Origin of the sequence: Amycolatopsis sp. lyj-112, from assembly GCF_046549055.1 — a bacterium.
In the GTDB taxonomy this organism is placed as follows: Bacteria; Actinomycetota; Actinomycetes; order Mycobacteriales; family Pseudonocardiaceae; genus Amycolatopsis.
In genome coordinates, this window is record NZ_JAJPWS010000007.1 from 160,525 (window position 1) to 180,352 (window position 19,828).

General features: G+C 68.8%; 14 protein-coding genes. 9 read left to right on the forward strand and 5 right to left on the reverse strand.

Annotated features, from left to right (window positions below):
- Nucleotides 1–19: 19 nt before the first annotated feature.
- Nucleotides 20–424 (forward strand): SsgA family sporulation/cell division regulator, encoded by a 405-nt coding sequence (locus tag ACLJRL_RS23825; RefSeq protein WP_410658466.1) that lies wholly within the window; start codon nt 20–22, stop codon nt 422–424.
- 94 nt (nt 425–518) lie between these two features.
- On the opposite strand, the gene ACLJRL_RS23830 is transcribed toward ACLJRL_RS23825, so the two are convergent.
- A complete protein-coding gene (locus ACLJRL_RS23830; protein ID WP_410658467.1) occupies nt 519–1,625 on the reverse strand; it encodes a S1 family peptidase in 1,107 nt (368 codons plus the stop codon).
- A gap of 471 nt (nt 1,626–2,096) precedes the next feature.
- On the opposite strand from ACLJRL_RS23830, the gene ACLJRL_RS23835 reads away from it, so the two are divergent.
- The 7 genes from ACLJRL_RS23835 to ACLJRL_RS23865 all read left to right on the forward strand — a co-directional run bounded on the left by ACLJRL_RS23835 (nt 2,097) and on the right by ACLJRL_RS23865 (nt 14,368).
- On the forward strand, nt 2,097–5,009 hold the full coding sequence (locus ACLJRL_RS23835; protein WP_410658699.1) for an ATP-binding protein: 2,913 nt from the start codon (nt 2,097–2,099) through the stop codon (nt 5,007–5,009).
- Nucleotides 5,010–5,218: 209 nt separating this feature from the next.
- Nucleotides 5,219–6,073 (forward strand): ESX secretion-associated protein EspG, encoded by an 855-nt coding sequence (locus ACLJRL_RS23840; RefSeq protein WP_410658468.1) that lies wholly within the window; start codon nt 5,219–5,221, stop codon nt 6,071–6,073.
- A gap of 29 nt (nt 6,074–6,102) precedes the next feature.
- Nucleotides 6,103–6,531: a hypothetical protein gene (locus tag ACLJRL_RS23845; RefSeq protein ID WP_410658469.1), complete on the forward strand. Its 429-nt coding sequence runs from the start codon at nt 6,103–6,105 to the stop codon at nt 6,529–6,531.
- Between the two features lie 11 nt (nt 6,532–6,542).
- Complete coding sequence (locus ACLJRL_RS23850; protein ID WP_410658470.1) at nt 6,543–8,546, forward strand: hypothetical protein; 2,004 nt, start codon at nt 6,543–6,545, stop codon at nt 8,544–8,546.
- Nucleotides 8,543–8,872 carry a type VII secretion target gene (locus ACLJRL_RS23855; RefSeq protein ID WP_410658471.1) on the forward strand — a complete coding sequence of 110 codons (330 nt, stop codon included), beginning with the start codon at nt 8,543–8,545 and terminating at the stop codon, nt 8,870–8,872. The genes ACLJRL_RS23850 and ACLJRL_RS23855 overlap by 4 nt, the downstream gene beginning before the upstream one ends.
- Complete coding sequence (locus ACLJRL_RS23860; protein ID WP_410658472.1) at nt 8,869–9,402, forward strand: YbaB/EbfC family nucleoid-associated protein; 534 nt, start codon at nt 8,869–8,871, stop codon at nt 9,400–9,402. The genes ACLJRL_RS23855 and ACLJRL_RS23860 overlap by 4 nt, the downstream gene beginning before the upstream one ends.
- Nucleotides 9,403–9,436: 34 nt before the next feature.
- Nucleotides 9,437–14,368, forward strand: a complete 4,932-nt coding sequence (locus ACLJRL_RS23865) for an RHS repeat-associated core domain-containing protein (protein ID WP_410658473.1) — start codon at nt 9,437–9,439, stop codon at nt 14,366–14,368.
- Nucleotides 14,369–14,456: 88 nt separating this feature from the next.
- On the opposite strand, the gene ACLJRL_RS23870 is transcribed toward ACLJRL_RS23865, so the two are convergent.
- The 4 genes from ACLJRL_RS23870 to ACLJRL_RS23885 form a co-directional block, all read right to left on the reverse strand.
- Nucleotides 14,457–15,497, reverse strand: coding sequence for a GGDEF domain-containing protein (locus ACLJRL_RS23870; protein ID WP_410658474.1), 1,041 nt, complete (start codon nt 15,495–15,497; stop codon nt 14,457–14,459).
- A 381-nt stretch (nt 15,498–15,878) separates the two neighbouring features.
- Nucleotides 15,879–17,144 (reverse strand): MFS transporter, encoded by a 1,266-nt coding sequence (locus ACLJRL_RS23875; RefSeq protein WP_410658475.1) that lies wholly within the window; start codon nt 17,142–17,144, stop codon nt 15,879–15,881.
- Nucleotides 17,145–17,266: 122 nt separating this feature from the next.
- Nucleotides 17,267–17,935, reverse strand: coding sequence for a hypothetical protein (locus tag ACLJRL_RS23880; protein WP_410658476.1), 669 nt, complete (start codon nt 17,933–17,935; stop codon nt 17,267–17,269).
- A 138-nt stretch (nt 17,936–18,073) separates the two neighbouring features.
- Nucleotides 18,074–18,919 carry an SDR family NAD(P)-dependent oxidoreductase gene (locus ACLJRL_RS23885; protein WP_410658477.1) on the reverse strand — a complete coding sequence of 282 codons (846 nt, stop codon included), beginning with the start codon at nt 18,917–18,919 and terminating at the stop codon, nt 18,074–18,076.
- A gap of 158 nt (nt 18,920–19,077) precedes the next feature.
- Here ACLJRL_RS23885 and ACLJRL_RS23890 point away from each other — a divergent pair, with 158 nt between their 5' ends.
- Complete coding sequence (locus ACLJRL_RS23890) at nt 19,078–19,821, forward strand: trypsin-like serine peptidase (RefSeq protein WP_410658478.1); 744 nt, start codon at nt 19,078–19,080, stop codon at nt 19,819–19,821.
- Nucleotides 19,822–19,828: the final 7 nt, after the last annotated feature.

Below are 19,828 nucleotides of genomic sequence, written 5' to 3' on the forward strand. Positions count from 1 at the left end.
CGAGCACCTAGGAGTGGCCGTGCACACCGACGCAGTTCACCAGAGCCAGTTCGTCCTGCTGAACAACAGCAGCACGCCCGTTCTCTCCCGCCTGTCCTACCACGCCGACGAGCCCTTCGCGGTGACCGTGGCGTTCCGGACCGAGCGCGGCCGGTGGGTCGAGTGGACCTTCGCGCGTGAGCTTCTCGCCGCCGGTCTCACCGACCCGGCGGGCCTCGGCGACGTCCGCGTCCGCCCGGATCTGTCCGACGACGAAGCGATGCTGACCCTCGAAATCGAGTCACCTGACGGCTATGCGTCGTTCGAGCTCGAGCGCGAGGACGTCGAGTCCTTCCTCGGATCCACCTTCGAGCTGGTCCAGCTCGGCTGCGAAAGCGAGTACTTCGATGTCGAGGCGCTGATCGAAGAGATCAGCAACGTGTAAACCACCGCTCCCGCGGTACGAAACGACGGGCGGCCCGAGTGCTCTGGAGGCACTCGGCCCGCCCTTCGTCTGTTCGGGGTTCAGCGGTTCAGTATCAGCCGAGGACCAGCGAGGTCCCGGTCGCCGACAGCGCCGGCCGGACCGGGAAGAAGTAGGTCACCGAGCTGTTGCCGCCGGACAGCATGCCCTGCGCCTGGTTGCCCGCGATGAACGAGCCGCCCGAGTCGCCCGCCTGCGAACGCACGTTGGTGGCGGTCATGCCGTAGACCGTGCCTTCGGCGTAGCGGACGGTCTGGTTCTTGGCTCCGACGGTGCCGCAGGTCCAGCCGGTGGTCGAACCCGACTTGCAGACCGAGGCGCCGGTGGCCGCCACGTTCGAGCCGCTGACGCGGGTGCCGTTGTTGATGATGCCGCGCGGCACCCAGTTGCTGTTGACCCGGACGTGTCCGTAGTCGTTGGTCGGGAAGCTGACGCGGGCGAACGAGCCCATCGCGACCCGGTTCGAGCCGGTGACGGTGCCCGGGCCGCAGTGCCCGGCGGTGAGGAAGCCGCCGTTGACCGAGAAACCGATCGAACAGCGTGACGAGTTGTTGATGTAGTAGGCGTCGCCGCCTCGAACGTCGTACTTCAGGGTCGGGACCGAAGTGGTCTCGACCACGGAGACGGTGGACCGGTCGACGCCGGTCTTCTCCAGGAACGAGTTCACCGAGCCGGACCCACCCTCGAGGATGCTCAGTGTCACGCGGTTGGTCTTGGTGTCGACGCCCCAGCCGGTGATGGCGCCGTCCGCGTTGCGCTCACCCGCGTTCAGTTTGTCCACAGTGGAATCGAGCTGGCTCGCCGAAAACGCGACGAGTTCCGCTTCCGCGCCACTGGCCCGGACCTGGTCCAGTTTCGCCGCGTCCGTGACGCCGACGCGGAGCTTGCCGGTGGCCTCGTTGTAGCTCGCGCCGCCGAAGCTGCCGGCGAGCGTCGAGGCCAATGACTGTTCGAGCGTGCCGGCGGCGGTCTCGCTCTGAATGCGGGCGAGTGCCTGGCCGGCCGTCAGGCCGAGGTCCCGTTGCAGGGCGGGGACCATCTCGGAATTGAGCAGGGCGGTGTTCGAAGACTCTGAGGACGCTGCCGCGGGGGTACCCGTGACGAGCGCGCCGGTGGCCACGACAGCAGTCGCGGCCACACCGAGGAGCTTCGTGATCTTCATGCTTCTCCCTCGTCATCACACACGGCTTCGGTTCGCCATGCGATTGCCTCCCCCGACGGGTGAGAGTTCTGGACCCGCCCAGGGCGCGCAATCCGGGTCGGCGCGGGATAGGTATACCCATTCTTCGGGAGTCGAATCCGCTGCTCGCAGGATCATCACGCAGTGCTGGCACCCGTACGGGCACGTCCGTAAGTAGGGTTTCCTGTGAATACCTTGCGTAGTCGTTGCCACTCCCTGAACGAGGGATGAACCGCCGGATCGGGTTTCTCGCCGACGTTTCGGGTGTCCAGTGATTTTCCAACCGACGATCCGTCAGTCAACCGGTGACGGTGCGTTCGCAGACGGCCTAACGGGGTGCCCGTGCTGTCCGTGTTGAGAGGTTTACGGCCAGGTAGGCAGTGCTTAGGCTCCGCAGGACAACGCACAAGATCGTGTCGGGCTCACCGGGAACTCCCTACCGAGGAGCGCATGATGTGGCTTGCCACCCCTCGCCCGACCTCGGTTTCGGTCCGCGCCGGATCGACGGCACTCGTGGGCCGCGACGTCGAGGTCTCGGCGATCGTGAAGATCCTGCTGCGCCGTCCCGCCGCCGTGCTCATCGAGGGCGAACCCGGGATGGGCCGCAGCAGGCTGCTCGAAGAACTGGCCGGACGCCGGGAGTTCGCGGCGGGCCGGGTGCTGTTCGGCGCCTGCCAGCCGATGCGCGAACCGTTCCCGTTCGGGCCGGTGCTCGAAGCGCTGCGCTCGGCGGGCGACCGGCCGCTCGGACCGCTCAGCCCGGTCGCGGGCGTACTGAGACCCTTGCTGCCCGAACTCGCGGAAAGCCTTCCACCCCAACCGGAACCGCTCACCGACCCGTGCGCCGAACGGCACCGCCAGTTCCGCGCCGTCCGTGAACTGCTGATGGCCTGCGGCCCCGCGCTGGTCCTGATCGACGATCTCCAGTGGGCCGACGAGGGCACCCGGGACCTCATGCGTTTCCTCGCCGCGGCCATGCCCCCCGAACTCGCCGTCGTCTCGGCCCACCGGACCGGTTCCCCCACCGGACACGGAACCGCCGGCATGCCGTTCCGCACCCCGCCGAACGTCCAGACCGCCAGGGTGACCCTGGGCCCGCTCGACCTCGACGCCGTCGGGAAAATGGCGGAAGAACTGCTCGACCTGCCGCGGGTTTCCGCCCCGTTCACCGCGAAACTGCACGAAAGCACGGCAGGGATTCCTTTCGTGGTCGAGGAGACGTTGCGCGCGCTGCGCGACGCGGCCGGGCAGCTGCCGATCGGCGAGGTGCTCTCGGACAGGCTCCTGGAAAGCCTCGAAGTCCCCGTCTCCCTGCGCGAAGCCATCACCGAACGGCTCGAAGCCCTGCCCGAACCCGCGGTCCGCCTGGCCTGTGCGGCGGCGGTGCTCGCCGTGCCGTCCGAACCCGGGGTGATCGGCGAACTCGCCTGCCTCACCGGTGACGCGCTCCGCTCGGCCCTGCTGTCCACTTTGGACGGTGGAGTGCTCGGCGAACTCGGCGGCGATCGCTACGGCTTCCGGCATCCGTTGGCCCGCAAGGCCGTCTACGACACCATCAGCGGACCTGAGCGGACTCTGCTGCACACGCGCGCCATCCAGGTACTCGCCGAACAGCCGGTACCCCCGCTGACCCTGCTGGCGAACCACTCCCGCGCCGCCGGGCGGACGGCGCAATGGCGCCACTACGCCGAGGCCGCCGCCGACGGGGCCATCGCCCACGGTGAGACCTCCCGCGCGATCGACCTGCTCCAGTCCGTCCTCGCCGAGGCGGGCCTGGGCCAGGACGACATCGCCCGGCTGGCCACGAAGCTCAGCCAGGTCGCGCTGCGCGGGTTCCGCCCGGATGTCATCGAAACCCTGGAGCGGATCCTCGAAGAGCTCACCGACCTGCGCCCGAGCGTGCGCGGGACGATCCGGCTCAGCCTCGGGATGCTGCTGGTCCGCACGATCGGACGGCTCAGCCGGGGCCGGGTCGAGGTGGAGAAGGCGATCACCGAACTGGTCGACGAGCCCGAACTGGCCGCCCGGGGGATCAACCTGCTCGCGCAGCCGATCGACGGGCTGACCCCGTTGTCCTGGCACGAGGTCTGGATGGAGCGCGCCCGCGAGGTCTTCGACGGGCTCGAAGACCCGGAACTGCGGATCGCGCTCGCCGGCGACCGGATCGCCACCCAGGCGCATATCGGCAATGGCTCGGCGTGGGCCGATTTCGAAGCGCTGCCGGACGAGACCACGGGCGTCGCCGAACGCGTCCAGCTCGCGCGGCTGTGGTGCAACCTCGCCGACGCCCAGTCGTGGGCGGGCCATCTGACCAGGGCGGAAAAGCTGGTCACCGAAGGGATCCGCCGCGCGACCGACGCCGGGGCGCTCTACGCGGCCGGGCTCGCGCAGGGCACCCGGGTCCGGCTGGACTGGGTACGCGGCAACTGGAACGGGCTCGCGGAGGCGGCCGAACAGCTTCGCGACGGCTATCCCGACCTCGGCCCGATCGTGATGGAGTCCTCGCTGGTCCTGGGCGGGCTGGCCGCGGTCCGCGGGGAATTCGCGGCCGCCCAACGGCATCTGAGCGCGGCGAGCGTGCATTCGCCGGAACACGGGCCGATCCCGGTGGTGCTTTCGGCGGCAGGGATCCTGATCCGGGTGCTGCTCGCGACGGACGACGTCGACGGGGCGTGCGCGACGGCCGACAACGCGATCGCGGCGGCCCGGCGCAAGGGCGTCTGGGTCTGGGCGGCGGGACTGGTCCCGGCCGCTGCGGAGGCTTACACGCGGGCAGGGCGCTGGTCGGAGGCGGACGCCGTGGTCGAGGAGTTCGCCCGCGGCATCGAAGGAAAGGATTCGCCGGTCTCTCGGGCAGCGTTGTTGTCCGGAAGGGCAGTCCTTCTCGACGCTCGCGGCAAACATCCCGCCGCGGCAACGGTTTTCGACGAGGCCGCAGCGAGCTACGAAACGCTGCCGATGCCGTACCAGGCCATCGGCGCTCGCGAGCGAGCATCGCTGTGCCGGCTCACCGGCGGCAACCGGAAAGCACTGGAAGAACTCGCCGCCGCCGCGGAGGCTTACGAGCGGCTCGGCGCGACCCGGGACGCCGGCCGATGCCGCCACCAGCTGCGGGAACACGGTGCCTGGGCACCTTCACAGCGTGGACGGCGCGGCTATGGCCAAGAGCTCTCACCCCGTGAACTCGAGGTCGCGCGAATGCTTTCCGACGGGCGCACGAACCGCGAGATCGCGGATGGACTGTTCCTTTCCCCACGTACCGTGGAACAGCACGTCGCGAAGGTTCTGCGTAAACTCGGAGCCCGTTCCCGTACCGATGTAGCCCGCCACATGTCGACTTATGCGCCGGCGACGGTAGATCGATAGAATCCCGACAAGGGTATAGTCGTTACCTGGCAAGGAAAACCGCTCATACGAGCACTGTGATCCATTCCATTGGGTTCGACGATGATCGTACGGTTCCGTACGATCATCCGCTGTGCTAGTTTGTTTTCGCCATTAACAAAGTCGGCTCCTTTTGTACAGGTCAGCCGATCGGGACGGGGGCGGACCCCGCGAGGGAGTAGCGCAGAAGCATGGCTGAACGAGCCGATTTCGCGCTGGGGACGGTAGAGGCAAGTGTGGTCGGGCAGGCGCTGGGCGTCGACGTCCGCTTGTTCCCCTTGCGCGTCCGCAACACTTCGATCGACCCGGAGCGGTTCACCGCGATCATCCGCCGGGTCTACACCGACCTCGAAAAGCGCAGGCTCTCCATCGAAGGAGAGCTGAACCCCGCCATCCGCACCGCGTTCGCGTTGCTCGCGAACCACCGGATCACCGTCTCCGTCAACGGTGTCGACGGTCTCGGAGAGGACATCGCGGTCCTCACTGTCACAGACGGCGCGCAGGCACTCGGCATCACGCAGGCCCCCGGGGACGATCTCCTGCAGTTCGCGCTCTTCGCCGACGAAGACCTGGTCCAGGTCATCGCCGGGGTCCTGCCGCGGATGCGGCCCGCGTCGACCGGCCGCCGCACCCTCGTCCAGAAGGAAGAGCGCGTGGTCTCGGCGATGACGGCGCGCCGCCAGGCCGAGGCGGAGTTCGACGAGGAAGAGACCGACGCGTTCGGCAACCTCGAACTCACCGCCGTCGTCCGTGCCCGGCCCGAGACCCCGCAGGCCCCGCGCGGCGAGGAAGCCGACGTCGCGGTGCTGGAGCGGGTGCTGTCCGGAACCCGGCTCGGTGGCGGGCACATCATCGTGAGCGGGATCGGCCGCCGCGGCGAACGGCTCCGGTCGACGCCGCTGAGCTGGCTCGACACCGAAGACGGCCGCTATCTGGTCTGGACCGAGACCGACGAGGCCTCCGGCGCGGTGATCGGGCACTACGACCCGGTGAGCCAGTCGGGCGTGGCGAACGCCGTCCGAGACGCCATCGCAGACATCTACTGAACCTCCTGAATCCGGCGAGAGGACCTCCGTTGACTGAGGAAGCACAACCGGTCCAAGCCAAGATGGCCGACGCCGTACCGTTTAAATCCGCCCGGGTCGGACTGGCGGGCGCGCAGCTGAAGAAGCTGGCCTTGCAGGGCAGCTTCGCCGTCGACGACAGCACCGGTACCGAGATGATCCGTTCGCTCCAAGGCGTGATCGACAGCCTCGAGGAGCGCTGGAGCGCGCTGACCAAGCTGCAGCGGCAGCCGCCGATGAGCGGCACCGCCACCGCGCGCTGGGTCTCCGGGCACATGCTCGGCACCGCGACCGACGGGCAGGGCCTGCTCACCCAGCTGCAGGCGGCCCGCGCCGAGTTCCCGACCTATGTCGAGGCGATCGAGCTCGCCAAGCGCAATTACAAGGAACGCGACGACGACAACCAGCGCACCCTGACGCGGATCGACACCGAGAGCTAGAGGAGAGACCCGTGACCGACCTCGCGGAGCAGACCACGAAGGTCTCCGATCCCGACTCCCCGGACTACGACCCGAACAGCCCGTTCTACGACATCACGGCCGATTCGTCGTCCAAGTACTACTTCGCGCTGGCGGACGAGGCCAAGTCCGGCGACGAGATCCGGGCGGGGGCCTCGGCCGGGACCGACCTCCTGTTCAACATCCTCGGCTGGGGCAACACTCCGCTCAACGGCTTCAAGGACATGTTCACGCAGAAGGCGTACGAAAAGCAGCTGGAGAACGCGCGCGAAGGTCTCGACAAGGACCTTGAGATCCGCAGCCCCGGCCAGCCGCCGGCCACCGTCTGGGGCAACGCCACCCACGAACAGATGCAGGCCGCCATCGTCCAGGACGCGGACCCGGCCGTGGTCGGCGAGTCGTCCGAGGAGTGGGTCCGGGTCGGCAACGACCTGGCCTCCCACCAGCGCGACCTGGCGAAGGCGATCAACGCGAGCACCTCGAACTGGCAGGGCGAGGGCGGCGACGCGGCCCGCGAACACCTCGTCGGGGTCGGCAAGTGGCTCGGCTCGACCGCGAACGGCTCGACGCTGACCGGGCGTCAGCAGCAGATCCACTCGCAGACGCTGAACGAGACGCAGAAGCAGATGGCGGCGAACCCGCCGGTGCCGTTCAACGTGCAGGAGGCCAACGCCAACCTGCAGACGATCACCAACCCGTACCAGTACATGTCGCAGCTCGGGCAGGATCTGGAGACCTTCAAGAAGCAGCAGGACGCGCGCGAGCAGGCGTCGAAGGTGATGACGCAGTTCGACACCACGGTCGGCTCGGCCATCGCCACCCCGGCGTTCCCGGCTCCGCCGAAGCTGCCGTCCGCGCAGGCGAGCCCGCGGCTGATGGGCAGCCCCGCCGGTGGTGGCGCGGGCTCGCCCGCCCATGCGCTTCAGGACCCCAACTCGCCCGTGAACGCCGACGGAACGCAGCGTCCCAGCCCCTTCAACGTGGGCGGTGTGGGAGCGGACGGTGTGGGCGCCGACGGCGTCGCCGCTTCGGCGAACGGGTCGCCCCAGGGCGGGCCCGGTTCTCCCGGCAACCTGTCGCCGTTCAACGCACCGAACGGTCCCTCGGGCGGGATCCCCGGTGGCGGTGGACCCGGTGGCGGGCCTGGTGGTGGCCCCGGCGGCGGAGGCCCCGGCTCGAACCCGAACATGCCCACCCTCCCGGACATGCCCACCGGCGGCGACGGCTACCGTCCCGCGGCGGCGTCGGCACCCAACCTGCCCAAGATCGAGGACGGCACGCATACGTCGGGCTACACCCCGCCGTCGTCGTCCCCGTCGTACCAGCCGCCGAACGTGCAGATGCCGACCATTCCCGACGGCGGCCCTCGCAGCGGCGGGACCCCGTTCACCCCGCCGAACATGCCTTTCCCGAACGGGCCGGACGGGCAGAACCGGCCGTACGGCGGGCCGTCCCCGGTCAGGCCGAACATCCCGACGATCGGCCGCACCGGCGGTATCAACGGCGACATCCTCAACAGGCTCGGCGGACCTCCCACGATCCCCGACGGCAGCACCGTCAAGGGCGGCCCGCTCGGCGGCCCAGGCTCGCCGAAGCTGCCCAACTTCCCCGGCGGCGGTAGCGGTCTCGGCGGCGGTGGTGTTGGAGGCGGCGGCGTCGGCGGTTCCGGAGCGGGCGGCTCGGGTGTCGGCGGTTCTGGCCTGGGCGGCGCTGGCAGGTCGACGGGCTCGCTCGGCATGGGCGGCGGCGTCGGCGCGGGCGCGATGGACGCCGAGGCGGCCGCGGGCCGTGGCTCGGGCTCCGGCAAGGCCGGGACACCCGGCGGGATGGGCCCGATGGGCGGCGGCATGGCGCCCGCCAACAAGGGCCAGGGCGACGAGGACAAAGAGCACAAGATCGCCGACTACGTCGAATCCGACGACCCGTCGTTCTTCTCCGCGGACGAGGTCGTCGCACCGCCGGTGATCGGCGACTGGAAGAACAAGGACTGGAAGTGACCGGCACTTTCGAGGTAGACCCGGACGACCTGACCGCGCACGCGAGCCATCTCGAAGGACTCGTGGATCGGCTGGGCACCGCGCACGCCGCGACCGGTTCGGCGATGTCGGATGACGCATACGGCCTGCTGTGCGCGTTCCTGCCGCCGATCGTCAATCCGACCGGCGAGCGTGCGGCGGAGGCGATCAAGGCCGCCTCGGAGGGCATCCAGGCAACGGCGGACAATGTCCGCACCGCCGCGAAGTCCTATACCGAGGGCGACACGGCCAACGCCGAGCCGTTCAACAAGGACTTCGCGGCACTGAACATCGGAGGGAAGAGTTGACCGGCGCGAACGGGCTCGGGGACCTGATGAGGGACCCCGACGAGGCCCAGCGACGACTGGACCAGTGGGCCGAAGGGCTGGAGAACAAGGCCCAGCGCTACGCGGCCGCGCAGGAGCGGACCGAGCAGCTGCGGCTGACCGCGTCCACCTCGGACGGTGCCGTCAAGGTCACCGTCGGCGCGGACGGCGGCGTGACCGACCTGGAGTTCAGCAACAAGGCCAGGACGTATCCGCTGGAGGAACTGTCCCGGCAGATCCTGACGACCATGCACAAGGCGCAGTCCGGGATCTCCGGCCAGGTCGCCGAGGTGATGCAGGAATCGCTCGGCGACGAGGACCAGGAGACCAGGGCGCTGATGCTCGGCACCCTGCGCAGCCGCTTCCCCGAGATCGAGGACGACGAGTCGCCTCCGCCTCCGCCGCCCGCTCCCCCGGCACCGTCCGCGGACACCCCACCGCCTCCGCCGTCGCAAGCACCTCGCGACAGACGCCACGAAGCCCCTGACGACGAAGGCAACTCGCCCTGGTGAGACCCGCCGTTCCTGATCTACGAAGAAGGTCCTCGTGGCAAACCCCCTGGTCGCCGAAGTAAAGGACTCGACGAAGGCGTACACCGGCTCCTCTCTTCTGGAGTCGGCGTTCGATCTGAAGTCGGCCATCGAAAGCGGCGACTGGGCGGCGGTGGCGCTGGGCGCAGTCGGGACCGCGCTCGACGCCCTGTCGATGGCGATGGACCCGTTCGGCGCGATCCTCGCGAACGGCGTCGGCTGGCTGATGGAGCACGTCGGCCCGCTCAAGGAGGCGCTCGACGCGCTCACCGGCAACGCCGACGAGATCGGGGCCAACGCCGAGACCTGGAAGAACATCGCGACCGAACTCGGCGGGGTCGGGGCGGATCTGGCGGACATGGTCTCCGCCGATCTCCAGAGCTGGACCGGGGTCTCCGCCGACGCCTACCGGGAGCGGGCCAAGGACACGGCCACGCTGCTGGACGCGGCGAAGCAAGGCTGTGAAGGCGCTTCCAGTGGGGTGAAGACCGCGGGCGAGGTCGTCGCGGCCGTGCGCGCGCTGGTGCGCGACATCATCGCCGAGCTGATCGGGCACATGATCAGCTGGGCGCTGCAGGTGCTGTTCACCCTTGGCATCGGGCTGACCTGGGTGGTCCCGCAGGTGGTCAACGCGGTGGCGAAGACCGCGAGCAAGATCGCGAACCTGACGAAGAAGACGGTCAAAGCGCTCCAGTCGCTGATGCCGCTGCTGAAGCGGGCGGACGACCTGTTCGCCGACGCGGCGAAGGCGCTGAAGAAGCTGCAGCCGGGCAAGGGCGGGCCCGCGCCGAAGCCGAACAAGCTGGACGAGGGCACGACACCCAAGGGCAGCCCCGACGGGAACAAGGGCGGCGAGGGTAGTACGACGCCGTCCGGTTCGCCGCCACCGAAATCCGACCCTCCGCCTCCGCCTCCGCCGCCGAAGTCGGATCCCCCGCCTCCGCCCAAGAACGACACTCCCGACGGTTCGACCACGCCGTCCGGTACTCCGCCTCCGCCGCGTGACCGGAGCGGCCCCTCACCCGCGCCGGACAACCGGATCAAGGACAAGAACACCGATCCCGGCAACAGTGTCCCGATCGACAAACGCCTCGACTGCGGCGACCCGATCGACGTCGCCACCGGCGAGATGATGCTGACGCAGGACGACGTCGAGTTCGCCGGCGTCCTGCCGCTGATCGTTTCCCGCACGCATCTTTCGTCGTACCGGCTCGGCCGGTTCTTCGGCGAGTCCTGGGCGTCCACTGTGGACCAGCGGATCGAGGTCGAGGCCGACGGCCTGCACCTCGCGCTCGCGGACGGTTCACTGCTGACGTACCCGGTCCCGATGTCCGACGCTCCGGTACTTCCCGCGCTGGGCCCGCGTCTTCCGCTGTCCCGCGTGGACGACGGCTATGTGGTATCCACTTCGGACAGTGTTCTTTTCTTTTCCGGCAACGGTGACACGCTTCCGCTGCGCGAGATCGCCGACGGCGACGGGAACCGGATCGTCCTGCACCACGACGACAACGGCGTCCCCCGCGAACTGGAGCACTCCTCGGGCTACCGGCTCCTCATCGAGTCGAACGGCGGCCTGATCACCGCGCTTCGCCTGCCCGGCAAGGAAACCGCGCTCCGGACCTACCGCTACGACGAGCGTCGCCGTCTGGTCGAGGTCTCCGATCCCACCGGCACGCCGCTGCGGTTCACCTACGACGCCGACGGCCGGATCGTCCGCTGGGAAGACGTCAACGGCCGGTGGTACCGGTACGGCTTCGACGCGGCCGGCCGCGTCGTGCGCGCGCAGGGCACCGACGGCTTCCTCGACGTCGGCATCGAGTACGACCGGGAGAACCTGGTCACCACGGTCACGGACTCGCTCGGGCACGTCCTTCGCTACCGGCTCGATGAGCAGCATCGGGTCATCGCGGAGACCGATCCGCTCGGCGGCACCACCAGCTTCGAACTCGACCGCTTCGGGAAACTGCTCAGCCGCACCGACCCGCTGGGCCGCACGACGCGCTGGGAACTCGACGAGGCGGGCAACGTCCTCGCCGTGAACCAGCCGGACGGCAGCCGGGCACTCGCGGAGTACGACGCGCGGAACCGGCCGATCGCCTACGTCGGCCCGGACGGCGCGATCTGGCGGCGCGAATACGACGAGCGCGGAAAACTCCTGCGCACCACCGATCCCACCGGCGCCGTCACCTCCTACAGCTACGACGCGGCGGGCAACGTCGCCTCGGTGACCGACGCGCTCGGCGGTGTCACGGTGATCGAGTCCGACCCCGCCGGGCTGCCGCTCTCCATCACCGATCCGCTGGGCGCGATCACGCGGTACACCTACGACGAGCTCGGCCGGACGACCTCGGTCACCGACCCGCTCGGCGGGGTGACCCGGACGGCCTGGGACGGCTTCGGCGAACTCAGCGAGCAGATCGACCCGGACGGCGCGGTATGGCGCTGGAACCGTACGGCGCAAGGGAATTCGGACGAATCCGTGGACGCCCGCGGGCTCACGGTGCGCACCGAGTACTCGCATTTCGACCTGCCCACCGCCGAGATCGGCCCCGACGGCGATCGACTGTCCTCTGTGTACGACACCGAACTGCGGCTCGTCTCGGTCACCAACGAGCAAGGACTTTCCTGGCGCTACACCTACGATCCCGCCGGGAACCTGATCGACGAGACCGACTTCAACGGCCGCACCACCCGCTACGGCTACGATGCCGCAGGGCAGCTGGTGTCGCGCGGCAACAGTCTCGGCCAGACCGTCACGATCGAACGCGACGCGCTCGGCCGGGCCGTCACCCGGCGTTCCGGTGACGACGTCGCCGTGTTCACCTACGACGCGGCCGACCGGATGACCTCCGCGCGCAACGCGCATTCCGAGGTCACCTTCACCTACGACGCCGCGGGCCGGATCGTCGCGGAGTCCCTCAACGGCCGGGTCGTGCGGTCGGAGTACGACGCGAACGGCCGCCGGATCGCCCGCCGCACGCCGTCGGGCGCGGAGTCGTTCTTCACCTACGACGCCGTGGATCACCCCATCGCGCTGCGGACCGCGGGACGGACGCTGCGCTTCGAGTACGACCAGGCGGGACGCGAGGTGCTGCGGCGCCTCGACGGCACGCCGGTGGAACTGCGGCAGGCCTGGGACGCCTCGAACCGGCTGACCGCACAGACCGTCTCGGGCGGCCGGGGCGTGGTGCAGCGCCGCGAGTACGGCTACCTGCGCGACGGGCTCGTCTCGTCGATCACGGATCTGCTTTCCGGGCCGAGGACGCTGAACGTCGACCGCGCGGGCCGCGTCGTCGACGTCCAGGGCCAGGGCTGGCGGGAAAGCTACGGCTACAACCTCGCCGGCGCGATCACGCAGGCGGGCTGGCCGGGCGCGGATCCCGCCATCGGACCGCGGCGTTATCAGGGCACCCTGGTGACCGGCGCCGGTTCGACGTCGTACCTGCACGACAGCGAGGGCCGGACGGCCGCACGGCGGAAACTCGGCGGCGATTGGACCTACCAGTGGAACGCCGACAACCGGCTGACCGGCGTCGTCACCCCCGACGGTGAGCGCTGGGTGTACCGCTACGACGCGCTCGGGCGGCGGATCTCGAAGCAGAAGATCGACGCGCAGGGCCGGGTCGCCGACCAGACCGACTTCACCTGGGACGGCACGGAACTCGCCGAAGAGGTCCGCGGCGGCACCGCCGTCGTCTGGGAGTGGGAACCGGGCGCGGACCGGCCGATCACGCAGACCGAACGGATCCCGGGACAGGACGCCAGGTTCTACGCCATCGTCACCGACCTCGTCGGCTCGCCGAGTGAACTGCTCGACGACGCCGGGAACGTGGCCTGGCATCTGCACACGACGTTGTGGGGCAAGGTGCTTTCCCCGCCGGGGCAGGCGTACACGCCGCTGCGGTTCCCGGGCCAGTACCACGACCTCGAGACCGGGCTGCACTACAACTTCAACCGCTACTACGACCCGGACACCGGGCGGTACCTCTCGCACGACCCGCTCGGCCTCGAACCGGCGTCGGACTCGCTGGCCTACGTCGGCAACCCGACCGAGTTCGTCGACCCGCTCGGCCTCGCGCCGGTGGCGCCCTGCGGCAAGAAGGGCGGGGGCGGCGGCCGCAAGAAGAAATCGCCGAGCAACAACGGGATCACCAAGCCCAAGCCCACACCCGGGCCGAAGAAACCCAAGCAGCCCAAGCAGTCCTACGCCGACGGCACGCACGGCGCGAAGAAGCGCGAGCAGGATCGGCTCACGAAGAAGTTCGACAACGACCTCAAGAACGACGGCAAGGACAAGGTCAGCGGCGACACCCACCAGTCGGAGCACCCCATCGGCTACGAGGTGCTCGGACGCGGCAGTGGCGACGGGCGCGGTACCGGCAACCAGCAGAAGAATCTGGAGAACCACGCCTGGGCCTACCAGGAGGACCTGGCGTCCCACCGCGCGCATATCGGCACCGGCACCAGCAACCGCACAGCCGATTCCGGGTTCACCGCGCAGTCGTACCGGGATTCACAACGCAACGCGATGGAATCGGGCGACCCGAACACGGCGATCCAGCTCAACCAGCTGGATTACGGGCACCAGAAGGAGTTCAAGGACTCCAAGGACACCGTGGGCGGCAACATCGCCGACGACTCGTACCGCAACATGGTCGACAAGGCGAAGGACAACGGGAAGGGCCTGGACTACGCGACCGGCCCGGACCAGAACTCGTCCACACCGTCGCTGAGCAGCCACGACGCGAAGGAACTCAACGCCGCCCGCGACGCCGCGCGGACCGGCGACTGGCCGACGCAGAAGTCGTACGACGACGAGCTCAAGGACATCCACGACTCGTATCCGGCGCCGAGCCAGGCCGACCGGGACAAGTACCAGACCGGCGAAGGCGGCTGGGGAGACCTGGACACCGGCAAGAAGGATCCCGACGCGATGGACACCGACTGACGCCCGACGCCATTAGTCCTCTACTTGCGGTGAACGCCTTCCGGCGCCTGGCCACGTCGAGGCAAGTAGAGGACTAATGGCGTCGGGTTCAGGCGAGGCTGACGACGCGGTTCCGGCCGCTGTTCTTCGCCTGATAGAGCGCGGAGTCGGCGACGTGCAAGAGCCGCTCCAGGACCGCGCCGCCGGACGGGTAGACCGCGACGCCGATCGACACCGAGAGCCCCCGAACCACCTTCGGCCCCGAAGCCGTCGGGACTTCGGCCTCGATCGCCATCACCGCCTGCCGGACCCGCTCGGCCACCGGGATCACCTCGGTCTCCGACGCCCCGGGCAGCAGCACGACGAACTCTTCGCCACCGAAGCGCCCGACGGAGTCGTAGTCGCGTACGTGGTCGGTGATGGTCGTCGCGACGACCTTGAGCACGGCGTCGCCCGCGAGGTGGCCGTACACATCGTTGACCTGCTTGAAGTGGTCGAGATCGAGCATCAGCACCCCGAGCGTCCCCTTCGCCCGCGCGGCCGACGAGAGCTCCCGTTCGCTCAGCAGATGCCACGCGGACGCGTTGAGCAATCCGGTCTTGCCGTCGATGTTCGCCGCGATCTCCAGTTGCCGCACCAGCACGCTGCGGTGCAGCACCAGCACCGGCACCAGGACGAACGGGACCAGCCCGGGCGCGTGCACCAGGCCCAGCGCGGTCGAGGCACCCAGCACCAGAGTGGTCACTTCCAGCAGGTTGTCGTCGCTGCCGCCGAACAGCGACCGCGGCGACCGGCCGCCGGTGTGCAGGTACACCGAGAGCGCCACGATGATCGCGTTGGCCGCGGTGAACACGGCCGCCGCCTCCACGATCCGCAGCGACCCGGCGAAGCCGACGGGCAGCCCGTTCCAGCCGGCGACGACGGTGCCGGACACCAGGCAGGAAAGCACGATCGCCGCCGCGCAGTACACGACGCGGTACGCCGGCCGGTGGCTCATCCCGCGCCACACCCGCAGCCAAAGGTGCAGGTAGACGAGCAGTCCGAGGGTGACGGCGAGTCCCGGCGGCAGGACGAGCACCCCAGCGAAGGTCCAGACCGACGTCATGTTGATATGCGGCGTGTCACAGATACTGCGCCGCAGCCGTTCCACCGAACGGGAAAGCTCCGCTTGCAGGAAAGCAAGCCCGAGCAGTGATCCGAATAGGACGAATTCCGTAGTCTCATAGTTCGATCGGAGCAGTGCCATTACGGCGACTGCTGCCGCAAGTGCTTCCACGACAAGGAAAATCGCGGGCACCCCCCGTGGTCCGGACCATAGCTCCCAGTGTCCGGCCCAGGTTCTCAGACGTGTACCGGCCCCTTCTCCGGCGAGTTCTGCATCCCCCATAATCATCGTCATCGGCCCCCTCCCTACACATTTCAATGTATCCGAGGTGGTACTGAGGGTGGCTCGTGGCAATTCCGGAACACACAGATGGAGCAGTGGGAGGGAGGACCATCATGAACGGTCGCGAGGACTGATCCCACCAATTCAGCCGGTCCGGCTCCCCGTCGGGAGCCATACGTCCGGCCCGGTGGCGATGGCGCGTTTCCACGCTATCGCCATCGGGCCCGCCGACGCGACGGCGACCGCCGCGGCCACCCCGACGGCCACGAACGGCCCGGTCAGCTGGGCGAGCGCACCCGCCAGCATGATCCCGATTCCTTGCACCGTCACCAAACTCGTCGAGGTCAGGCCCATCACCTGCGCCCGGACCCCGTCCGGCACCGCGCGGGCCATCAGCGCGACGGCCTGCAGGTGATAGGGCGCCGCGAAGGCTCCGCTGAGCACGATCAGCACGAGACAGACCGGTAGCGAAGGGCGAAAGAAGACAAAGACCAAGGGCACCACGGATGCCAGGGCGAGAATGCCCACTATTCGCGTTTTCCGTCGCGCCGGGACCCATTTCGTGAAGATCCACGATCCTATTACCGAACCGACCGGATCCGCCGCGAGAATGAGCCCGACCGCGAAACTCCCCGCCCTGAGTTCCCCGGCGAGCGGTGCGGCGAGCCCTTCCGGCGCGATGGCGAAGCCGGCGAGCATCTTCAGCCCGAAGAGCACCCGGATTCCCTTGACCCGCCACAGTTCCCGGGCGCCGTCACCACTGAAAGCCCGTACCAGCCTGCTTTTCACCGAAGATTCCGCGGCGGCGGCGGGTGCGCGACGACGGACCCCTGTGGACACCAGGAGCGCCGAGACCACAAAGGTCACCGCGTCGATCACCAGTCCCCACTGGGGTTTCACGAGCCCGATCACCAGACCGCCACCGCCGAATCCGGCCAGTTGTGCCGTTTGGATGGTGATCGTGCGGACGGCGAGACCGGCGACGTAGCGTTCGCCTTCGAGGACGTCCGGGAGCAACGCGAGTTGCGCCGCCCGGAACGGTCCGCCGGCCATCGTCAGGATCACCAGCAGTACGGCCAGAACGAGCAGTGGCGTACCCGGAACGGCCATCAGCGCGGCGACCACCGCGCGCAACAGGTCGCAGACGATCATCACCGTCCGCCGCGAATAGCGGTCGGCCAGCCCGGCGAACAGCGTTCCCCCGAGCAGTGTCGGCAGATACGTCAGGCCATAGGTGAGCCCGGTCAGCCCCGCCGACGCCGTTCTTTCCCAGACCAGCACCGAAAGCGCGACCCTGGCCAGCTGGTCACCGGCCTGCGAAAGCGCCTCGGCCGCCCACAGCGCACGGAACTCACCGACCGCGAAAGCGGCCTTGAAACCTGTGCCCCGTGTGGAATCCCCCTCTTCCATGAGCCCTCCCCCATGGCTCACGGTAGTCGATCACTTCCGTACTGTCAGCGGCCATCCAGCCCACGACGTACGTCTGTGTCCACTGTGGAGAGACGGCCGCACCTTGGCCGCTCTGGGGCTGATCAGCGGCCGGAGCTGTAGACGACCATCCCTTGCGCCATCTGCATCGCCATGGAGCCGGCCATCGAGGAGTTCATCATGTCCTCGAAGTCCTCGGCGATCGCCTCGGGCGGCCGGGTGGTCAGCCCGAGGTCGCTACGCGGCTGCTCCGGCGGCCGAGTCTGGGCCGGCGGCAAGGCGACGACCCGTTCCTTGGCGGCCTTCTTCTTCGGCGCGGGTGCCGGCTGCTTCACGGTGACCGGGACGAAGACCGTCACCGGGGCGGCCTGCGGCGCGGGCGGCACGGCCGGCGCCTGCGGGGCGGCCTGCTGGGTCGCCACCGCCGGCGATGGCTGCGCGGGCAGGGCGTCGTCGACCGGCGCCGGAAGCGTGAACGTGCCGGCGAGCCAGCCGATCGCGAGCAGCGCGACCCCGGCACCACCGACCAGCCAGGACCTGGCGCGGCGGTGGATGACCACGGCCTTGGGCCGCAGGTCCTGGTCGACGACCGGTTCGCAGACCGGGGTCCGGGCCGGCAGCGGCGGCGGCACGTTCTCCGGGCTCCGCCGCCGTTTCGGCAGGCTGGCCGCGATGATCCCCGTCCGGTCCAGCAACTCCACCGTTTCAACACAGGCCGTTTCGTCACGGAACACGGCATCGGTCGACGGACTGCGCTGGGCGGCGCGCGGCATGGGGACCTCCGGAAGGGGAAACACGAATCCTGAGCATTGTGGTGCATTTCCGACGCTGCCGTAAGTAACGCACCCCGATCGAGTTATGCCCAGACCATCCGGATCACGGAGGGTTACTCCGTTCAGCGGCCTCTCCTCTCATTTCCGGAGACCTCGCATCCCCCACCGCCCCAGAAGCGCGGCCGGCCGCTGGTAATAGGCCCCGAGCAGACGCGGAATCGCGTCGAAGACATAGGCGTCCGGTCCGATCAGGATGCGGGCCGTCCCCCGTTCGATACCCCTCACGATGGTCTGAGCGGCCTTCTCCGGCGTGGTCATCGCGATCTTTTCGAATCCTTCCGCGGCTTTGTCCATGTCCCGCTCCTCGACACCGCGGGCGTCGCGGGCGATATTCGTCTTGATGCCGCCAGGGTGCACGCAACTGACCTTGACCGGATGCCGGGCGATCAGCATTTCCTGGCGCAGCGCCTCGGTGAACCCGCGCACCGCGAACTTCGCCGCGTTATAGGCACTCTGCGTAGGCACGCCGATGAAGCCGAACACACTCGAAACGTTGACGATGTGACCGTCACCCGACGCGATCACCTGCGGCAGAAACGCTTTGGTGCCGTTGACCACGCCGCCGAGGTTGATCCCCATCAGCCAGTCGTAGTCCTCCCACGCCATTTCCTCGACCGTCGCGCCGAGCGCGACCCCCGCGTTGTTCACCACGATGTCGGCGCCCCCGAAATCGGCCGAGACCGCCTCGGCGTGGGCCAGAACGGCGTCCCGGTCGGCGACGTCCAGCTCGTACGGCTTCACGGTCGCTCCGGCTTTCGCGGCCGACACTGATTCACAGAGCGCGGCGGTTTCGGCGGCGCGGATGGCGTCGACGTCGGAAACCGCCAGCCTGGCCCCGCGCCCCGCCAGTTCGATCGCGAGCGCCCGGCCGATTCCCGAGCCCGCACCCGTGATCACCGCGACCTTGTCCGTGAACCGCTTCATTCCCGCTCCTGCCCGACAGACCGTTACCCGAGGTAACACATACTACGGGTATCTCCGGCGGATCGCTGTGAGCTTGCTGTGCATGGATCGATTCCGGCTGTGTTCGCGGAACACTTATGGTGATCTGTGACCAGGCTGTGGACTGCGAAGGGAAGGCGATGCACCGGAGTCGCCGCGCGTGGATGCTCGCACTGTGCGCCCTCCTGGCGGGCTGTTCCGCGCCGCAGGCCACCGAGGCCGGGGCGGCGGGGTCCACTTCGGCCAGGATCAACCCGGCGATCGGCGCCCTGTTCGTCGACGGCTCGCACTTCTGCACCGCCAGCGTCGTCCACAGTGGCCCGGGCGACCTTCTGCTCACCGCCGCCCATTGCCTTCACGACGGCGAAGGCGGCGAATACGCGGCGGGGATCTCGTTCGCCCCCGGCTATCACGACGGCGTCGCCCCTTATGGCTACTGGGATGTCGAGAATCCCGTCGTTCCCGAAGGCTGGGCCGATTCGTCCGATCCCGACTTCGATGTCGGATTCGCGACCGCGCACCAGACGGACAATCCGAACTCCCTGGAAAGCGTCACCGGCGCGAACACCTTGGAAACCGCCGGCGGTTTCGCACACCGGATCACCCTGACCGGTTATCCGGACGAACTGGAGGAGCCCGTCGTCTGCCAGGGCGCCAGCAGTCAGGCCGACGTCCACCAGATGCGCGTCGACTGCCCCGGTTTCTCGACCGGTACCAGCGGCGGCCCGTGGGTGGCCGACCCCGACCCGGCGACCGAACTCGGCACGGTCGTCGGCGTGATCGGCGGCTACCTCTACGGCGGGGACGACCCGGACACGTCCTACAGCAGCTACTTCGACACCGACGTGGCCGCGTTGTACCGGCGGATGGAGGCACGGGGATGATCTCCCC

Bases quoted from the DNA above. Each gene is read 5' to 3' on its own strand.
- ACLJRL_RS23890 (WP_410658478.1), top strand. From the start codon at position 19,078: ATGCACCGGAGTCGCCGCGCGTGGATGCTCGCACTGTGCGCCCTCCTG.
- ACLJRL_RS23880 (WP_410658476.1), bottom strand. From the start codon at position 17,935: ATGCCGCGCGCCGCCCAGCGCAGTCCGTCGACCGATGCCGTGTTCCGT.
- ACLJRL_RS23885 (WP_410658477.1), bottom strand. From the start codon at position 18,919: ATGAAGCGGTTCACGGACAAGGTCGCGGTGATCACGGGTGCGGGCTCG.
- ACLJRL_RS23830 (WP_410658467.1), bottom strand. From the start codon at position 1,625: ATGAAGATCACGAAGCTCCTCGGTGTGGCCGCGACTGCTGTCGTGGCC.
- ACLJRL_RS23840 (WP_410658468.1), top strand. From the start codon at position 5,219: ATGGCTGAACGAGCCGATTTCGCGCTGGGGACGGTAGAGGCAAGTGTG.
- ACLJRL_RS23835 (WP_410658699.1), top strand. From the start codon at position 2,097: ATGTGGCTTGCCACCCCTCGCCCGACCTCGGTTTCGGTCCGCGCCGGA.
- ACLJRL_RS23875 (WP_410658475.1), bottom strand. From the start codon at position 17,144: ATGGAAGAGGGGGATTCCACACGGGGCACAGGTTTCAAGGCCGCTTTC.